19 protein-coding genes and 1 pseudogene are annotated in these 16,815 nt (G+C 47.5%); 14 read left to right on the top strand and 6 right to left on the bottom strand.

The window, feature by feature from the left end:
* Positions 1 to 270: 270 nt before the first annotated feature.
* The 6 genes from ACA108_17005 (at position 271) to ACA108_17030 (ending at position 4,358) form a co-directional block, all read left to right on the top strand.
* Complete coding sequence (locus tag ACA108_17005) at positions 271 to 318, top strand: ash family protein (protein ID XEX98144.1); 48 nt, start codon at positions 271 to 273, stop codon at positions 316 to 318.
* An 85-nt stretch (positions 319 to 403) separates the two neighbouring features.
* Positions 404 to 694, top strand: coding sequence for a helix-turn-helix domain-containing protein (locus ACA108_17010; protein XEX95042.1), 291 nt, complete (start codon positions 404 to 406; stop codon positions 692 to 694).
* Positions 695 to 1,127: 433 nt separating this feature from the next.
* On the top strand, positions 1,128 to 2,258 hold the full coding sequence (locus ACA108_17015; GenBank protein XEX95043.1) for a methyl-accepting chemotaxis protein: 1,131 nt from the start codon (positions 1,128 to 1,130) through the stop codon (positions 2,256 to 2,258).
* A 90-nt stretch (positions 2,259 to 2,348) separates the two neighbouring features.
* Positions 2,349 to 3,206, top strand: a complete 858-nt coding sequence (locus ACA108_17020; protein ID XEX95044.1) for a PA4780 family RIO1-like protein kinase — start codon at positions 2,349 to 2,351, stop codon at positions 3,204 to 3,206.
* 173 nt (positions 3,207 to 3,379) lie between these two features.
* The gene (locus ACA108_17025; GenBank protein XEX95045.1) at positions 3,380 to 3,577 is read left to right on the top strand and encodes a hypothetical protein; all 198 of its coding nucleotides are present in this window, start codon (positions 3,380 to 3,382) and stop codon (positions 3,575 to 3,577) included.
* A gap of 1 nt (position 3,578) precedes the next feature.
* The gene (locus tag ACA108_17030) at positions 3,579 to 4,358 is read left to right on the top strand and encodes a hypothetical protein (GenBank protein XEX95046.1); all 780 of its coding nucleotides are present in this window, start codon (positions 3,579 to 3,581) and stop codon (positions 4,356 to 4,358) included.
* A gap of 263 nt (positions 4,359 to 4,621) precedes the next feature.
* Here ACA108_17030 and ACA108_17035 read toward each other — a convergent pair whose 3' ends face one another.
* Both ACA108_17035 and ACA108_17040 read right to left on the bottom strand, forming a co-directional pair.
* Positions 4,622 to 5,767, bottom strand: coding sequence for a low temperature requirement protein A (locus ACA108_17035; protein XEX95047.1), 1,146 nt, complete (start codon positions 5,765 to 5,767; stop codon positions 4,622 to 4,624).
* A gap of 384 nt (positions 5,768 to 6,151) precedes the next feature.
* On the bottom strand, positions 6,152 to 6,574 hold the full coding sequence (locus ACA108_17040) for a Spy/CpxP family protein refolding chaperone (GenBank protein XEX95048.1): 423 nt from the start codon (positions 6,572 to 6,574) through the stop codon (positions 6,152 to 6,154).
* Positions 6,575 to 6,926: 352 nt separating this feature from the next.
* Between ACA108_17040 and ACA108_17045 the strand changes: the two genes are divergently transcribed.
* Complete coding sequence (locus ACA108_17045) at positions 6,927 to 7,271, top strand: hypothetical protein (GenBank protein XEX95049.1); 345 nt, start codon at positions 6,927 to 6,929, stop codon at positions 7,269 to 7,271.
* A 208-nt stretch (positions 7,272 to 7,479) separates the two neighbouring features.
* Here the strand turns inward: ACA108_17045 and ACA108_17050 are convergent.
* A pseudogene (locus tag ACA108_17050) lies at positions 7,480 to 7,955 on the bottom strand (transposase).
* Between the two features lie 582 nt (positions 7,956 to 8,537).
* Between ACA108_17050 and ACA108_17055 the strand changes: the two are divergent.
* Together ACA108_17055 and ACA108_17060 are read left to right on the top strand one after the other, a co-directional pair.
* Positions 8,538 to 9,200, top strand: a complete 663-nt coding sequence (locus ACA108_17055; GenBank protein XEX95050.1) for a hypothetical protein — start codon at positions 8,538 to 8,540, stop codon at positions 9,198 to 9,200.
* 302 nt (positions 9,201 to 9,502) lie between these two features.
* Positions 9,503 to 10,141, top strand: coding sequence for a helix-turn-helix domain-containing protein (locus ACA108_17060; protein XEX95051.1), 639 nt, complete (start codon positions 9,503 to 9,505; stop codon positions 10,139 to 10,141).
* A gap of 541 nt (positions 10,142 to 10,682) precedes the next feature.
* Here the strand turns inward: ACA108_17060 and ACA108_17065 are convergent.
* Positions 10,683 to 11,177: a hypothetical protein gene (locus ACA108_17065; protein ID XEX95052.1), complete on the bottom strand. Its 495-nt coding sequence runs from the start codon at positions 11,175 to 11,177 to the stop codon at positions 10,683 to 10,685.
* A 584-nt stretch (positions 11,178 to 11,761) separates the two neighbouring features.
* Here ACA108_17065 and ACA108_17070 point away from each other — a divergent pair.
* The 4 genes from ACA108_17070 (at position 11,762) to alaE (ending at position 14,520) form a co-directional block, all read left to right on the top strand.
* On the top strand, positions 11,762 to 12,058 hold the full coding sequence (locus tag ACA108_17070) for a hypothetical protein (GenBank protein ID XEX95053.1): 297 nt from the start codon (positions 11,762 to 11,764) through the stop codon (positions 12,056 to 12,058).
* 884 nt (positions 12,059 to 12,942) lie between these two features.
* The gene (locus ACA108_17075; protein XEX95054.1) at positions 12,943 to 13,470 is read left to right on the top strand and encodes a rhodanese family protein; all 528 of its coding nucleotides are present in this window, start codon (positions 12,943 to 12,945) and stop codon (positions 13,468 to 13,470) included.
* A gap of 74 nt (positions 13,471 to 13,544) precedes the next feature.
* Positions 13,545 to 13,724: a hypothetical protein gene (locus tag ACA108_17080; protein ID XEX95055.1), complete on the top strand. Its 180-nt coding sequence runs from the start codon at positions 13,545 to 13,547 to the stop codon at positions 13,722 to 13,724.
* A gap of 340 nt (positions 13,725 to 14,064) precedes the next feature.
* Positions 14,065 to 14,520 (top strand): L-alanine exporter AlaE, encoded by a 456-nt coding sequence (gene alaE / locus ACA108_17085; GenBank protein XEX95056.1) that lies wholly within the window; start codon positions 14,065 to 14,067, stop codon positions 14,518 to 14,520.
* 40 nt (positions 14,521 to 14,560) lie between these two features.
* Here the strand turns inward: alaE and ACA108_17090 are convergent, their stop codons facing one another.
* The gene (locus tag ACA108_17090) at positions 14,561 to 14,902 is read right to left on the bottom strand and encodes a DUF2002 family protein (GenBank protein ID XEX95057.1); all 342 of its coding nucleotides are present in this window, start codon (positions 14,900 to 14,902) and stop codon (positions 14,561 to 14,563) included.
* 159 nt (positions 14,903 to 15,061) lie between these two features.
* Between ACA108_17090 and ACA108_17095 the strand changes: the two genes are divergently transcribed.
* The gene (locus ACA108_17095; protein XEX95058.1) at positions 15,062 to 15,388 is read left to right on the top strand and encodes a DUF883 family protein; all 327 of its coding nucleotides are present in this window, start codon (positions 15,062 to 15,064) and stop codon (positions 15,386 to 15,388) included.
* A gap of 73 nt (positions 15,389 to 15,461) precedes the next feature.
* Here ACA108_17095 and ACA108_17100 read toward each other — a convergent pair whose 3' ends face one another.
* Positions 15,462 to 16,793 (bottom strand): PLP-dependent aminotransferase family protein, encoded by a 1,332-nt coding sequence (locus tag ACA108_17100; GenBank protein ID XEX98145.1) that lies wholly within the window; start codon positions 16,791 to 16,793, stop codon positions 15,462 to 15,464.
* Between the last annotated feature and the right edge of the window lie 22 nt (positions 16,794 to 16,815).

Raw genomic sequence — 16,815 nt, forward strand, 5'->3', positions numbered from 1 at the left:
TACCAGACCCTATATTCCGAGGAAGTTCCCCGATCTGCTGCAACGCCTGCAACACAAAAAATATCTTTGGAAAACAACTCGCATTCCCTCTGTTACCGGGTTGGTTAACGGTTTCGTTTTACGATATAGTCTCCTCGCTGCGGCAACATCCGCAGCCGGGTTTCGCAGCCTGGTAAAAACTATAGGGATGCACTTGATGCTACGCATTGAGTGGCAATGTCTTTGCACACCTGTTGTTAGCGCAGTTCAAAAACTGTACGAACAACATCAATGGTGGCTCAGGCAGGGCAGCCTTCGGGCTGGCCGGTGTCCTTGTAGGCCGGTACTGCGAACCCTGTCTGGGCTACCACCCAAAGAGTTTCGCAGCTCCGGTGGTAGTTATTACTGCTACAAGGAGACATATATGAAACTGCCTCACGATCCCACTTTCCTGCCCTTTCAGCCAGACTGGCACAAAGCCGATATCATCGCGGCGCTGCACAAGAAAGGTACTTCGCTCGCGGCTGAATCCCGCGCCGCAGGGTTAAGCTCTGCAACGCTTGCCAATGCGCTGGTGCGCCCATGGGCGAAAGGGGAACTGCTGATCAGTAAAGCGATTGGCGTACCCGCCGAAACCATCTGGCCGAGCCGCTATTTTGACGCGCAGACGCACCGGCCCCTCGCCCGGCCAATGCGTAACAGAAATTCGCTATAACTAAGCTGAATCACTGGAATAAAAGCTCCTGGTTGTATCAAGCCCGCCTGCGGGCTTTTTTACAGATTTGATATGGCAGTTGTAGGGCGGATAAGCGCAGCGTCATCCGCCGATAAAATGTTGGATGGCGCTTCGCTTATCCAACCTACCCCATCCCTTATCCCGGAGTGTAAGGATAATCAACCCGCCCTTCTTTTTATGCAAACCGAAAACTTTAATAGATTATTATGAATTCATGATTCACTTCACATGAAATTACATAATAAAATAACCAATATATTATATATGTTAATTAACCCGCACGCACTACCGGGTAAAAAACCTTTTAGTTAGCTTAAATCGACATTTAAAATTGTTCTTCGCGAAAGTATGGCTTTCCTGACGAAATAGATAATAAATAGTATACCCCCCTGAGAAGCTACAGGTTTCCCCCATGCTTAAAAATGCCAGCGTCAGAAGCGTTATCGCTTTATTCCTGTTGTTGTCTTTTGCAGTCGTTGACTTGTTAGCCTTTGTTTTATCAGCCGATTATAAAATCATGCTGATGCTCAATATCGTCTGGGTTATTGTGCTTGGTTCGCTGTGGTCGTATATGACGATATATCTTGTCAGGCCCATCAACCAGGTTAAAAGCAATATAGACGAGATAAACTCAGGTAATTTATCCGTGTATATTCCTGAATTTGGCGGTAACTGCGCGGGGCGATTAATTCCCGGCATCAATACACTGTCCGCAGAAATAACAACGTTAGTGATGGATATCCGCAGGTCATCCCAGTCGGCCAAGAATATCTCCGAAACGCTGGCGTTGCAGAGCGCGACGCTGTCGGTCAAAACGGAGCAGCAGTCGGCCATGCTGATGCAGACGGCTTCCAGCATGGAACAAATTTCTGCGGGCACGAGGAACAACGCCGAAAGCACCCGCCAGCTAAGCGATATCACCAGCGGTGCTCACCGGTCGGCCAACCACGGCAGCGATCTGATGCAGAAGCTGACGACAAATATGACGTCCATCACCGACTGCGCCAATAAAATGACGGAAATCATCAGCATCATTGACAGCATCGCCTTCCAGACCAATATCCTTGCGCTTAATGCCGCCGTCGAAGCGGCGCGAGCCGGGGAGCACGGCAAGGGGTTTGCCGTGGTGGCCGGTGAGGTCAGAAATCTGGCGCATAAAAGTTCGGAGTCGGCTAAAAACATTAAGTCGCTAATAGATCTAACTAATCAAAACGTGATGCAGGGAGCAACCCTGGTGTCTGAGGCCGAAAAAAATATGCACGATATCGTCTCCGGCTCAGAATCCATCGATGCGCTGATGGGGCATATTTTTATCTCGACGAACGAGCAGGAAAAAGGCATTCAGCAGATTACCCTCGCTCTCTCCGAGCTTGAGAAAGCAACCCAAAGCAACGTGGCCGTCGTTGAAGAGCTGGCTGGCTCCTCAGAAGTGCTGAATAAACAGGTGTTCGAGTTGCAAAAAAGAACCAGCAACCTGCGACTGGGGGAAGGAGAAGAAGCTACCCGGGCGGCGCCAGCGCGTCCGGCTACAGCAACAGCTTAATGCCGGCTTGACGAGCGGTGCCGGAACCAGCGCCTATTATCTTCTTCGTTATTGGTACGAAATGCGGCAAAAATAAGGTATAAAGCCCGCATGAAAATTCCAAACCGAATCCAGCCGCTGGTTGATGATGGCCTGATAGACGACGTGCTTCAGCGGCTGAAAAGCGGCAAAGAAGCCGACGTGTATACCGTGCTATGCGGCGACAAAATCCAGTGTGCCAAGGTATACAAAGAAGCAACGCAGCGTAGCTTTAAGCAGGCCGTGCAGTATCAGGAAGGACGTAAAGTCCGCAACACCCGTAACGCCCGCGCCATGCAGAAAGGCTCTAAATTCGGCCGCAAGCAGCAGGAAGAGACCTGGCAAACGGCAGAAGTCGACGCCCTGTTCCGGCTGGCCGAAGCCGGTGTGCGCGTGCCACAGCCCTACCTGTGTATCGACGGCGTGCTGCTGATGGAGCTGGTGACGGATGCTGCAGGCTCGGTCGCCCCGCGCCTTAGCGACGTAACCCTGTCAGAAGAAGAAGCCATTGCCGATTTCGACACGATGATCCGCAATATCGTGCGCATGCTGTGTGCGGGCATCGTACACGGCGACTTATCCGAATTTAACGTGTTGCTGGATGGGCAGGGCCCGGTGATTATCGACCTGCCGCAGGCCGTCGACGCCGCCGCGAACAACCATGCCGAAGCCATGTTCGAACGTGACGTTAATAACATCACTGCCTATTACGGCCAGTTCGCTCCGCAAATACTGTTAACGCACTATGCGAAAGAAATCTGGGCGCTCTACGAAGATGGCAAGCTGACGCCGGAAGTCGCCCTCACAGGCCTTTTCGTGGAAGAGATCCATGACGTGGATATGGATTCCCTGATTGATGAGATCATCACGGCAGAAGACGAGTATTACGATCGCCAGCGGGCGGCTAAAGATCGCGATCAAGAGTATTGATCAATAAGTAATTCAGGTGCTTTATTCAGGTACCGCCGTGAATTTCCGGCTGCCTGAAGCACCAGCCCTCAACGTATCTTCTCGCAGATAATCCGGACTTTTCAGCATAACCTTATGGTTGAGTCAGCGCTCTTCTACCAGGCTTATCCGTTTGTTTAAGAGGATAATGCCGCATGCGCCGTTTTTTAACGTCCATATTTTCCAGCCCCGAGTCCCTTCTGCAGGTCATGAGCCATCAGGAAATTATCGAAGCCGTTGAGGACGGCGACCGTATCATCATCGATCAGGATGGTAACGCTTCCGTCAATTTCAAAAGCAGAGAAGTTCGTGAGGACTTTCTCCGCCACGTTAACGCCTTAAAGAGAGCCTGATATGGGAACAGCTATTTTTATGGTGCTGATGGTCTGCGGCTACTGGTATACCAGCCGCGATCTGTCGACGCGTTTCAAAATCAAACGCTCCTTCGGCTGGGACGTCTATTTTCTCGTCGCCCTATATGGCTGCATCTTTGTCCTGCAGGGCGTTATTGCCACCGGGCTTATCTGGCTGGTGCTGCTGGGGGTATCCGCCGCCGTCAATACCCTGCATCTGATGCCGGGTGACTACGCTAACTGGCAAATTGATTTTATGAACTGGAGCTTTCTTGGCATCCAGGCGCCGGTGGTCATTATGCTGGCCTTCTCCATTCTCTTCTGCCTTTATCGATCCAACTGGGCGGGCAGCGCGCGGCTGGATGGCAACAGCAGGAAAAAGCTTTATAAACGGCTCGCCTGTTCAAACGGCATAGAGCAGCTGCTTTATCAATGCATGGAGGAAGGCGAGCTGGCGCTGCTGACGCTGAAGTCGAGGCGAATTTATATCGGGATGATCCACACCGCCACGCTGGAATACGATAAAACGGCAAACGTTGTCCTCATCCCGATGCTAAGCGGCTATCGCGACGGCAAAACGATGAACTTGTGCATCGAGAACAACTACAGCAAATGGTATGCCGCTCACGATATTACTCTGGATTCAGAGCCTAAAAGCGCGATGGGTTTCAGGAAAGTGATCATGCTGGATCAGATCGAGAGCCTTTCACTCTTCGATCCCGCCAGCGCCAGCGCGCTGGCCATGGAGCAGCCGCCGGAGAAAATTGAAAAGGTGGCGTAACCGGTGATGGTCGTTCAGCATTGAAGCCCGCAGGTTAAGAAGGAATAAAGTTTATATACCAAAAGCCTGGCATCATGGGCTAACGCCTGAGTTACAGCACTGACTGTAAAGGTAGCACATGGTGCCGGGTGCCTCTCGGTAAGCCTCAGGACAGTATCCCTGGCTTGCGTCCTTTTAAGCAACACTTTACTGTTTACGCCCCACGCAGAGAGGGATTCATTCCGCATTGAGAACGGTTTTATCCGTATATTTTTTGCATACGGTCAGCTGGTGATCACCTCCCAGATAGCAACGTAGATAAGGATCACAGACACGCAGGTATTCACCATCAGCAAATCTGTAATATTAGCAATGACGGCAAGAACCAATAACGCAAGCAAACCGCCGATATGGGATGCTGGAAATCTGCCGTAAACAATCTTTTTGAAAAAGCTGCTGCTCAGTAAATATAAAGCTGGCGCGAAAATTAAAACCGCATTCGTCACTCGCGTTATATGCTCATCAGGATGAGCAATAGTCAGCTCATTGCCCACGGCATAAACGATTATCGACCCCACTAACGCGACATGCACATAGTGAAAGTACGCTCCCATTTTTCCGGGATTAGAACTTTGCCTTATAGCCAGGCTCGCCGCTTTGCTGGTTTTATCAAAGTAGATCCACCACATGGCCAGACAACCAATAAATGACACAATAGAGGCAATGATGGTTGGCGGCTGCCAGACGGCTAACCGGCTTAGGCTTGATCCGGTGATCAATAGCGTCTCCCCTAAGGCAACGATAACAAAAAGCTGGCAACGCTCGGCCAGGTGATGGCCTTCTATCGTCCAGTCAGTTTCGCTTTTCGAGCGCCCTAAAAAGGGCAAATGATAACCCAGCATAGGAGAGATATATTCACAGAGCACAGCAATAAACCAAAACAGCAGCCTCGCGTTACCCTGATTAAATCCGCCGGCGATCCAAAAAGCCGCAGAGATGCAGAGCCAGCCGAGGATCCTCAGGAAATTCATGCGAAGAGGGCTGGACGACTCGATAAAAAATAGCGTTGCGCAAGTTCGGCCCACCTGAATAGCGACAAAAAAAAGCGCGAAAATTAGCCCTCGCTCGCCAAAAGCTGAAGGTATCGCGGCTGCCACATACAGCCCCAGCAGCATAAGAACAAACAGCATCAGCCGCACGGGCCGAGCTTCAGGATCAAACCAGTTTGTTATCCATGCGGTATATTGCCAGGCAAGCCACACTGCAAACCAGAGTACCAGTGACTCAACAAAACCATTAACGGTTAAATGATTAAGCAAATAATGGGATATTTGCGTTACCGCGAAGACATAGATCAGGTCAAACAGAAGCTCGGCGAAGGAAACGCTGGCAACCTTACCGTTGCGGACACGAAGTAATTCATATTTCATAGCATATAACCATATTTCTTATCCACAAGCATGCGGAGAGATACAAACTTCCCGCCTATTAAAAACAGACAGCAAAGTTATTCAGCCATGCTTAATGGCCATGAGTTTCGTAAATCATACGTGAATAGCTTGGTTTTCTGAACGCTCCCGACCTTGCCTGTGATAAACAGTAGTTGCGCCTTTTTTATCCCATTCACGCTGAACTTCATGTATTCCTGAGTACAGGACATCAAGTCATCTTGTGGCGACTCAGCGCAATAGCTTCTTCTTTTCAAGCGACGCTGCGATTTAATCGAAAATAACATCGTACATTCTACACCTTATACACATGCCTGCATCATTCTGTTTTTGCGATAAAAAAACAGTCGTTGCTTTTATATTAAATCATCCTTTAATCGCTGCGATGAAATCGTCACGAAACATTGAGCGCTGAGTATTATTTAGCACTTTACTTACGTTGAAATAGTATTTGATGCGCAGGTAGCTCATTTGCTCATCGAGGTGAGAAAATGCAGCCAACTCTTTTTTTAATTCTTTACCCTTCCACATCCCAGAGCTAAACATGTCGGTTACAATGCCAATTCGACAACTATCTAATTGTATATCTCTGATATCCGCATCAAATTTTTGGTACAGTAAATTCACGTTTTCCAACTGCTGTGGACTTAGCTTCAACCGCTGAATAATGGCGTCCTGGGAGGGGGGAGGCGCTTCGGCTTTACTGTAGGCCTGCGCTGAGAGCGGATAGCTACCAAAAATAATTATTGACAGCAAAGTTAAAGATAGCCCTTTCAAAAAACCAAACACAACTTGCTCCGAATTAACACTTACCTACACAAAGCTTTGCCATCTTTAACTTTCACAACAAACAATATAAACTTGCTTGAAGAATAAATTCGCTGCAAATCATACAAATATAGCGCAGCAAAATACATAATCCAGATAGAACTCAACAAATGATAGCCTTCAAAAGACCAACAACAAAGTCCAGTATGAGACAAAACTTCAATTGTATTTACACTGTATTGACGTAAAAGAACATGAACCACGCCTAAATGAACTGGCTGAACGCCAGATAAAACACTATGATAATGGACTGGTGGGTTAAATAGAAAGCAGATAGAATCGATTTATATTAAAAAATCACTTAATTGACATTATGAATCTTTACTTAAAAAAGGAAAGAAAAGTTCAGCTTTGGGAGTCATTATACGACCCTTCCCAAGCAGCACCTGAACTGAAGCTAAATCACCATCTAGCCTTGATTCTTGAACAAGTTCGTGTTGAACGCCTGGCCTGCTTTAAAGAGATTGCGGAGCTTCGGGCGCTACTTGACGATAAACATATAGCGCATGATAACGTCGAGCCCTGGATTCACCGTAGTGATAAGGTGCTGGACACTTTGCTTCGCTATAAGCTTGGTAAGTCTGGAAAACTCGTTAAAGAGGGTATGCTAACCATGCCATATCGCTGGCGCAGGAAATTCAGAAATGGTATTGCATGAGGTTCAGAATAAAAACTGCAGTGACCGGAAAATAGTATTTTGCGCCCTCCGGGGCGTGTGCTTCACCCCTTCCATCAATACGCTCTCTTTAGTTCACCACCATCTTGAATTTTAAGCTTTCTCAACACCTTCATGCTCTTTAAGCATGGCTCAGCTGGCCGATGAAACTACTCAAATATTTCCGTTTGTGATTCCAGTAATGTCCCTACCGCCGCAAGACCTGGAACAGCGTTGGAAAACCGTATCGTGCATACCGTTCGGCTACAGCCTGTAATGCCAAAATAACAGGCTCGTCACGCATATTATCCGGACGGTAATGATAAACCATCCTGCTGATGGTTAAGGCTACGACAGGCCTGGCGAATACTGAGTCCGAATGTCGTTATCAGATGCGACACCGTCTCACGCCTAAAGGCTGGTTTTAAAGCTTGTTTGTATGATACCTTTCAGTGCACGACACTCCGGGCTCAGGTCAGCAAACATCTGCTTAGGATGTCGATTTTCATCCTCCATGTCTTAAATCTTTTGATATCAAACACCTCCATGCCACCGTATTTAGACTTCCTGTTGTAGCACGTAGGTTCTGAGATATCGGCCTCGGGCAGACCTCTTCACACTTAGTCCGGCTTCAACCGACTTAATCACAACAATGATCTTATGTTCAGCAAAACGGGCTTTGAACATAGCGAACTCTGTAGTTGGAAGTATGAATATGCCGGTACATCTCTAAATGCAAATGGCAAGATTAAGGGGGGATACACAATAAAATATAATAAATGGGAACGCGATCCTGGATTTTACCTCCATAGTGATAATTGGAAAAATTATTTTTTTGTAAATGTATTTAACAAAACACAACCCCAGTACAGATCGATAAATAGTCCAGCAATGGACTACCTGGAGCGCAATCAAAGGAGTATCATTCCTATTTTATAAACATCTAAAGAAAATGTGCGCTGGATACAGCCGACCAAATTCTTCATTCTTAGATGATAATGAAGAATAACTCTAATTTTCGAAGTTACTGATGAAATGTTACATTTTCCTTTCATCAAAAGGTCATGATCCGTAGCATGCTTCGCTAAGCATATATTATTCAGGCACAGGCAAAACCATCTCTCGTTAAAAAGTGGAGTAGTTCAGCAATTATCAGTCAGAGACATCCGAGTATTTATTCATTATTGTACTAATGAAACTGTTGAGAAAGATGCACCAGGCTCGCCCCTTTCAATTAATTTTGCTTCGACAAACGTACGGTGATTAACCATGATTAACTCAATGCATTGCGACGTGCAGCGACAAATCATCGCAGATAGAATGATGCTGTTTGGCCTATGTTTGAGCTTTCTGCTCCATTTATGCTGGCCCAAAAATGGGGGAATGGGAAGCTACCTGCCTTATAACATGGTGGGCTGGCTTTTTGCTGCAGTCATTTGTACCTCTTTTTTGCTTGTGCACCCCGGCAATGCGCCAGGTACATACGGAATGTTGCTGATTGCCGGTGCCTCCCTGATGACGCTACAGCTAATTTGGTCTCCCACGGGTGAAACCCGGTATTATGTCCTACCACGCATTACCGGATTGTGGGGGATCATTGCTTTCTGGATAACACTGAAGCAGTGCCAATTTTCAGGTTTTCAGAAATTTCTTCTATTTTATGCGCTGGCTCTCGCTTGTATCGTAGAAAACCTTGTCGTGCCGATCGAGCCTCATGGCTTCTCATCATGGCAACCCGAAAGCTGGCAGCTCATAATCGACAAATATGGCCAAAGAGGCGTGCGTGTTTCTCCGCAGGTTAATGTAGCCGACAGTTTTCTTGCCCAGTCGCTGGCAAGTTCTCTAACGAAAGCTATCCTGGGAAATGGGATTTCAATAAACACAGAGATCCGTTTAGGCAGGCACCATTCACCAACGATAAAGAAACAGTGAAGCTGATTTGAGATATACTGCTGGGCTCAACAATAAATCGCCACTTCATGCATTATGCATTGAAGGAAATTGTCTATCAAAGTCTTAACACGAATAAAAAAAATTAAGCACACACATCACCGCTGTTATTACTAAAATGCATTGACAATCAACACCTCTTAATTATGATACCAAAAGAAGCTGTAACTAATTTAGTTACTAACCTCAAACTCCGTAATTTACATTACACTTTCTGAAAATTTAAAATTAATTTTATAGCAGCTAGTTACACACGTACAAAATGAACGTTGAGAGAATAAAAAATGCCTGATTTATTTAGCATGACTGAACATATCTATGCACAAACTGATTTCAGTTGTTTAAAAGAGAGCATAATGCAAAAAGGGCGTGAGATAACTTTTCCCGCCGGAGCAATCCTTCGTCCAAAAGAAGATGAAATCCTGATCTTGACATCCGGCCAGATGACAATGTCTAACAGTTCAAGCGAAGGACTGATGATAGGACAAATCTTCACTTTTATGCCAATTGGGTTACTCGAGAGACATTATCAGCTGCCGTTATATTATCAGGCTGAAAGTGAAGTGACGATTTTCCAGTTGACGACGAAAGAATTTAAAGAGATATTTTACGAGGTGCCTGAGAATGCAGAGCTTTTGAGCCAAATCCTGACCTATATGTCTTCTATGCTTATCCACATTTATTATGAGAGAAACAACGATTCTGGCTACGCAACCGTTAGACAGATGCTTCATCGCTACATGTACAGAATGGAAGAAAGTGCACAGTTTAATGAGGGGATTGCAAGTTTTATACTTAAAAGAACGCGTTTATCAAGAAGCTATGTTTTCCAGATTTTGTCCGCGCTGAAATCTGGTGGCTATATTACTATCAAAAATGCCCGACTGGTTGCCATCAATCGCGACATTCCGAAGCGTTTTTAAAATATTGTCTTTATCATTAACTTAAAGTACATTTTGCAGATTGCGAAATTATTGGATTCCTGCGGCAAAATTAACTCGAATATTTAAAAATGAATCTTGTTTTATTTGACAAAGGAAAAGTTGAGATCGTACAATATTGAGTAAAAAAATTGAGACTTCATTCAAAGTTGCCAGTGTATCCTTTTTCTTGACACACTGGCCTTGCCTGAATGCAAAAAATTATTATTTTAATAATTCCTTTTGCCGAAGATATCTGAGATGTGATTCATAAGATTTTTTGTAGCAGCGTTGTATTTGACGTGAATTGTATGTTTCCCTTATTTAACTCTTTTATACTTTTTATGCCAGCAAATCTCACCGGCTACAGCCCGGTCCACCAGGACATCTGTTCCTGTTGCACCCACTCGCTGCGCAGCAATTCGCCAATAAAATCACTTTTTTCAGTTCTATCCCCATCTTTGAAATAAGTCAATTCAGACTTTAACAATGTGCGTCAGCATTGCAGCAAGTTAACTGGCCCACTACCTGGGCGATGTGAATGTCAGATATTTTCATTCTGCAGGAGATAGATATTCACGATGTGTAATAACAAGGCATTGACTGTTCTGGGACCACTGCCTTTTATGTGATTTTCAGCGGCCAGTTTCTCTATTTTACTCAGCTGCGTCTTCAAAATCGTAAACGTCCGGCTAGTCTTGTCTGCCTTGCGCTTACGATAATCTTCCAGAGTAAGGATCTCTTCAACGGTACCATTTAATGTAATATTGAACCGCAGCGGCTGATAACTTTCATATGCCTTATCCCGAAGGTCGCTTTGCAGCATGAGGTGTCCCGATATGATTTCCCTGAGAAGCGCACTCACCGAACCGGGCTCGCGATCATGAATTTTATTTTGAGCAACGATATTGATCAGTGCCTTATCAGCACATTCGGAAAGGATAAATGTGCGTCGAACTAACACATCCGGACCTGACTCGTCGCCATTTTTTCCCTCAGCATCGTTTCTGAAGCGTGTAAAATCATCTCCTGACTGCATTTTTTCCCCTTGAATGGGTACCTGTAAGATTGAATCCAAAAAAAGCATATTGTTTATTAATATCACAAACCATTGCTTGTAATAGTTAATCTAATAATATCAAAAACAGAAGTCTCTTTGCGAAGAAAGTGTAAATTTGAATTTTACCCATGAAATACTTTAAAATCATTCAATTACGTTAATGTTAATTACACACACAAAGCAATATACTAAACCTTAAACCATTTTATCGGTCAGGGAGAACGTTACACCGCTGCCCTTACAGATTGACCTGCTGCATAAATACCAAATCAGGCACTAAAATATAAATATAAGCCGTCACTATTCGCTATGAATTAATTTAAATGAGTAGAGTAGTTTGATTCAGCAGTTTGTGAAGCTGCCGGGCAGGAAAATGAGTAAAATTTGACTTTCTTGTTTTCAAATAAATTATCGACTCACATGTTATTACTCCTCATAGTAATATAAAATACATATTTAGCAGCACTAAAAGAGCGCCAAATGTAATCATGTAAGAGCACAACCCCCTATAAATGCAAAAATATTATTTTAAATCAACATTTGACTTCTAACAGGAGCACAAAATGAATAACTTTAACTTTGATGATGACTACGTCAATATTTGCAATCTACTGGGCGGCTATTGCCTTGGGAAAGTAAAAGCAGGTAATACTCATTGCCGTGAATGCATTACGCACAGGCTTAATCTGGTCAAGGAAGAGTTCTCGGAGATCATGGGGAACGAGTGGTCCTTGTTCAGTGAAACTGAAAGCAAGGAAAGTGAGGCCCAACCCGCTTCCAGCTTTGGTACGCCCCGCTGCTGCATAGAGCAAAACGTTGCGAATGCCCTTCAGGAAAAATGCCTTAGATCCGAATCCTAATAAAAAACATAATTTCATGATATTGATCATGCGAATCAGGGCTATTACTGTGGCAATAACGCATTTGTGGGGATTCTTTGTATTCAAAACCCGGTGAGCGCCATTTGGCCAGGCGCTCATCTTATATAGGAAACCCGGGTCGTATTTTAAGTTAAGCAACGCTGTGTCTGATTCTGTTCTGCCGCGTAAACAGTATCGATTATCTGACCTTTCAACTATTTATGAATAAATAAACTCGTGTATTTCATATCTCTGCGTTTCGTTCGAAACCAATTTTCATGTTGTTCACACCCGCTTGCCTGACCATTTAAAATTCACGAATAAGTGCATTCATCTAAATATCCCTCGCTATAATCTAATAACCGACTCTTGCCGAAGCATATTAGATTACGAAAGTATCTTCTTATACACTCAGGAGTGCAATAAAAGACAATGCTATAACTTTCCTGGCCCGCATGTATGCAAAAAACGGTAGGCTAACTCGCGCATTATGCGTCAGATCAATTTTGAGCATTTCGCCACTTTTTTGAAAATATATTTAATATCAAAATTGCACCTTCCGCATTTTGTCATTAACCTGGTCCAGACAAAATTTACCGTCAAATGGAATGACTATGAAAAAAGAAGCATAGCGGCAGGGTTACGATTTACTCAACACGGTCAACCGCGCAAAAATTGATAGCGATCAATTTTCTAAAAATGAAAATCTCCAGCAGCAGGGCGTTGCTGACAGGTCCTCCTTATCCCTGCTCTGTTTTGTACATCATAGTCCGGTCCCCAGAGGGTCTGAGGTGCCGGCCATCGCCTTAGCCAGCCTTTCACTTTCCACGACACTGGTTTAGCATCCTGTTAAATCAAGTTGCCCAGGAAGCGTTACGGAGCCTATGACTATTCAAACCATCTCCCCCGCGGAGGCCAAAGTCCTGCTTGCACAAGGTGCGGCGCTGATCGACATTCGCGAGCGGGACGAGTACGCGCGTGAAAATATTCCCGAGGCGCATCTGCTATCGCTTTCCGCCATCGATAAGGGCGATCGTCTTGGCCCCTTCGATCCTTTCGATACGGTGATTTTTTACTGCCAGTCCGGGATGCGCACCTCGCAGAATGCCCAGAAGCTTGAGGCCGCCTTCGAACCGGCGAAGGTGATGCTGATTGAGGGCGGCCTGAACGCCTGGAAGAAAGACGGCCAGCAGACTCTGGCAGACCGCACCCAGCCACTTCCGGTGATACGTCAGGTGCAGATTGTGGCGGGTTCGCTCATTCTGGCAGGTGTCGTGCTTGGCTATGCCGTTCATCCGGGGTTCTTCATGCTGTCCGGCTTCATCGGCGCTGGCCTGCTGTTTGCCGGTATCAGCGGTTTTTGCGGCATGGCCCGCCTTCTTGAAGTCATGCCGTGGAACCGCCGTCGTTAGCAGCTGCTTTCTCGCTTTAACAAACTGATCTATGGTTAAAGTAGGGTTCCTTCACCAAGATAAAGAGGCAACGTATGTTTAAAGCAGGCGATCTCGTTCAGCCGAAAAAAGGCGGACCAAAAATGGAAGTGATTGACGTTCAGGGGGAAGAGGTGACCTGTACGCCAGCGAATATCCTCAGCGGCGAGAAAATCACTTTTAAAGCCTCGGAGCTGGCGTTATATCAGGAAGAAGGAGATTTCGGCGTCTGCTGACCCCGGCCCTGCTGGCGGGCATCCCCCGCCGTCTCATCTCATACAGTCTTCTGTTCCTATCTTCGCACGCTGTCCTGTCATGCCGCGGCTCCGGCTACTTTTATAACTAACTGATTAAAAGACAAATCCCTTCCTGCGAGCGAGAAAATAAGGAAAGCACGTGCATATCGCCCCTTCCAGCGAATTTTATTGACGAAACGGCGATAAATAAAAATTTTACGCTAATTGATGATTTCTGCGCAGACATATAATCTACTCATCGTAAATTACTCAAATCATCAAGCTAGTAATCAGCCAAATTACTGGTATTTATTACTCGTTGCATCCCGGAGCCAGAATAATGTTTTCTCCTGAGTCACGCCTGCGCCACGTAGCTGCAGATACTTTTGCTATGGTGGTCTATTGCTCGGTAGTGAACATGATGATTGAAATCTTTCTCTCAGGCATGAGCTTCGACCAGTCCCTCTCTTCACGCCTGGTGGCGGTGCCGGTCAATATTTTGATCGCCTGGCCATACGGGGTTTATCGCGATGCCTGCATGCGCTTTGCACGCCGCTACAGCAGGGCAAGCTGGGTGAAAAACCTGGCGGACGTGCTGGCCTATATCACCTTCCAGTCCCCGGTTTACGCGCTGATTCTGTTAAGCGTGGGTGCAGACTGGAACCAGATTGCCGCAGCGGTAAGTTCAAATATTGTGGTTTCGATGCTGATGGGGGCGGTTTACGGCTATTTTCTGGACTACTGCCGTCGGCTGTTCCGTCTTAGCGAATACAGTAACGCCAAAGCAGGCGTCTGACTCGCCAGAGCACGACTGGCAGCGCTGCCAGTCCTGAAGATTAATGCTCGCCAAACAGCCCTGAAAGATAACGCTCAAGCGCGATGCGGGAGCTAAAGCCGTGCGGAATACCGTAGTGCTGATGCACGTCACCGGCAAGGTACAGCGGGAACTGCTGATAGTGGTCGCAGGTTTTGATGTCCGTCGCCGGGTCGGCCAGTGACTGGCTACGCTCTTTCAGCGTCGGATGGATAATCAGCGCGGTGCGCCCCATCCGGGCTTCGCGATTGACGTAAACATAGTTGTCTCCACGGCGATAGCCGTACGCCTTTGGCGTCACTTCATCCATGGTAAAACCAGCTTTTTCCAGTACGCGGGCCACCTCATCAGGTCGTAAATACATTTTTTTTCCTCGTCATCTTCTTAGCCAGGCAACCATACATTAACCAGCAATAGCGCGGCTTTCGGAATAGTCCATAAAGACGGTGAAAGTCCGTAACCGGACTCATTAGTTAACATTATGGTCTACACTAGAAATCACATCGCAAAAAGGGAGATAACAATGTTTAACCGTCCAAATCGAAACGAAGTTGATGAAGGTGTTGATGATATTAACCGCGACGTGAACCAGCTGGCGGATACGCTGGAAGAAGTTCTCAAGTCTTTCGGTAGCGATGTTAAAGAGGAAGGTGAAGCGGCGCGTAAAAAGGCTGAATCCCTCCTGAAAGAGACACGAGCCCGTATGCAGGGCCGTGGCCGCGTAAAACAAGCCGCCTGTGACGCGCTGGGCTGTGCGGATGAATACATTCGCGATAAGCCATGGCAAAGCGTTGGGCTGAGCGCAGCGGTGGGCCTGGTGCTCGGCGCGCTGCTTTGCTCACGCCGCTAAGCTGGCTTTACGCACTCACAAACAGTGATCCTCAATGTGCGTTTGACCCCGGTAGCCCTGGCTGCCGGGGTTTTTACATTATGACCTGCCGAAGCTTAAGCGCGTAGCGCCTGGCCGTCTCCTGTGAGGAGATGTTCGTAAAGCTCATCACTATTCCCCCCTCGCCCGCAGACGTCATTCGCCAGTCGCTTAATGCCTGTACGGCAAGGCCCGCCGCCCTGGCTTTAGCCACCATCGCGCAATCGTCTCCCTGCATGCGCATTACCAGTTGAATTCCCCCCGCCTGCGGCACCACTTCAAACCCCTGCTCCGCCAGCGCGGACTCCAGCCAGACTCGTCGCTCGCTGTAGCACTGACGCATTTTCTTCAGATGGCGCCAGAAGTGGCCCTCACGCAGAAAATCGGCAATCGTCTGCTGGATTAATATCGGCACCGTGCAGGGAAGATGCCTGCTCTGGCGCACAAAGGCGGCCACCTGCTGCTGGGGTACCACCAGCCACGCGGTGCGTAACGCCGGAAACATCGACTTGCTGAAGGTCCCGGCATAAATTACCCGCTCCGGCCCATCCAGACTTTTAACCGGCGGCAGAGGTTTTCCCTGGTAACGGAATTCGCTGTCGTAATCATCTTCGATAATCCAGCTCTGCTGCGCGGATGCCCACTCCAGCAGCTGATGCCTCCGGGCAACGGAGAGCGCCACGCCCAGCGGGCTCTGGTGGGCAGGCGTCAACAGCGCAAAACGCGCCTGAGGATAATGCGCCAGGCCATAATCAATCTGCATTCCCTCGCCGTCCACCGGTACCGGATGTAACGCCATTCCCGCGTCGGAAAATACCGGGCGGACGTAGCGATAGCCTGGATCTTCCAGCCAGATGCCATCGCCCGCTTTTGCCAGCGCCCTGACCACCAGCCGCATGGAGGCCTGAAAGCCCGCCGTAATAAAAATTTGCTCCGGCTGACAGTCGATGTTTCGCGAAAAGCGCAGGTAGTCCGCAATGGCCTGGCGAAGCGTCGATTCGCCGTTTGCCTCCGGCATCAGCAGATCGTAGCGCGTCTGCAGCCGTAACCTTCTGCCCGTCAACCTCGCCCACAGCGCCCTCGGGAAAGCATCCAGCGCGGGCAGGCCCATCTGAAAAGGCATCGGCGCACCCTGCGGCTGGCTGGACGCAATGTTTGCGCCGCTGGCCGTCGGGCTTGCGGAGGGGCTGACAAACGTCCCCGCCTGGCCACGCCGCTCCAGCCATCCCTGAGAAACCAGCTCACCATAGGCGTTTTCCACCGTCGCCCGAGCCACGCCCAGCTCCAGCGCCATTGTCCGGCTGGACGGCAGGCGGCAGCCCGCCGCAAGCTCACCGTCGCCAATCGCCTGTCTGATCTGACGGGCAATCTGCTGGTAGCGGGGGATAGCGTGGTGAGCGTTCACTATC

This window comes from Dryocola sp. LX212 (assembly GCA_041504365.1).
Classification (GTDB): Bacteria; Pseudomonadota; Gammaproteobacteria; order Enterobacterales; family Enterobacteriaceae; genus Dryocola.

What these genes read in the sequence shown, in the direction of transcription:
- ACA108_17010 (XEX95042.1), top strand. Translation starts at nt 404, where the DNA reads ATGAAACTGCCTCACGATCCCACTTTCCTGCCCTTTCAGCCAGACTGG.
- ACA108_17015 (XEX95043.1), top strand. Translation starts at nt 1,128, where the DNA reads ATGCTTAAAAATGCCAGCGTCAGAAGCGTTATCGCTTTATTCCTGTTG.
- ACA108_17020 (XEX95044.1), top strand. Translation starts at nt 2,349, where the DNA reads ATGAAAATTCCAAACCGAATCCAGCCGCTGGTTGATGATGGCCTGATA.
- ACA108_17025 (XEX95045.1), top strand. Translation starts at nt 3,380, where the DNA reads ATGCGCCGTTTTTTAACGTCCATATTTTCCAGCCCCGAGTCCCTTCTG.
- ACA108_17030 (XEX95046.1), top strand. Translation starts at nt 3,579, where the DNA reads ATGGGAACAGCTATTTTTATGGTGCTGATGGTCTGCGGCTACTGGTAT.
- ACA108_17035 (XEX95047.1), bottom strand. Translation starts at nt 5,767, where the DNA reads ATGAAATATGAATTACTTCGTGTCCGCAACGGTAAGGTTGCCAGCGTT.
- ACA108_17045 (XEX95049.1), top strand. Translation starts at nt 6,927, where the DNA reads ATGAATCTTTACTTAAAAAAGGAAAGAAAAGTTCAGCTTTGGGAGTCA.
- ACA108_17055 (XEX95050.1), top strand. Translation starts at nt 8,538, where the DNA reads ATGATTAACTCAATGCATTGCGACGTGCAGCGACAAATCATCGCAGAT.
- ACA108_17060 (XEX95051.1), top strand. Translation starts at nt 9,503, where the DNA reads ATGCCTGATTTATTTAGCATGACTGAACATATCTATGCACAAACTGAT.
- ACA108_17065 (XEX95052.1), bottom strand. Translation starts at nt 11,177, where the DNA reads ATGCAGTCAGGAGATGATTTTACACGCTTCAGAAACGATGCTGAGGGA.
- ACA108_17070 (XEX95053.1), top strand. Translation starts at nt 11,762, where the DNA reads ATGAATAACTTTAACTTTGATGATGACTACGTCAATATTTGCAATCTA.
- ACA108_17075 (XEX95054.1), top strand. Translation starts at nt 12,943, where the DNA reads ATGACTATTCAAACCATCTCCCCCGCGGAGGCCAAAGTCCTGCTTGCA.
- ACA108_17080 (XEX95055.1), top strand. Translation starts at nt 13,545, where the DNA reads ATGTTTAAAGCAGGCGATCTCGTTCAGCCGAAAAAAGGCGGACCAAAA.
- alaE (XEX95056.1), top strand. Translation starts at nt 14,065, where the DNA reads ATGTTTTCTCCTGAGTCACGCCTGCGCCACGTAGCTGCAGATACTTTT.
- ACA108_17090 (XEX95057.1), bottom strand. Translation starts at nt 14,902, where the DNA reads ATGTATTTACGACCTGATGAGGTGGCCCGCGTACTGGAAAAAGCTGGT.
- ACA108_17095 (XEX95058.1), top strand. Translation starts at nt 15,062, where the DNA reads ATGTTTAACCGTCCAAATCGAAACGAAGTTGATGAAGGTGTTGATGAT.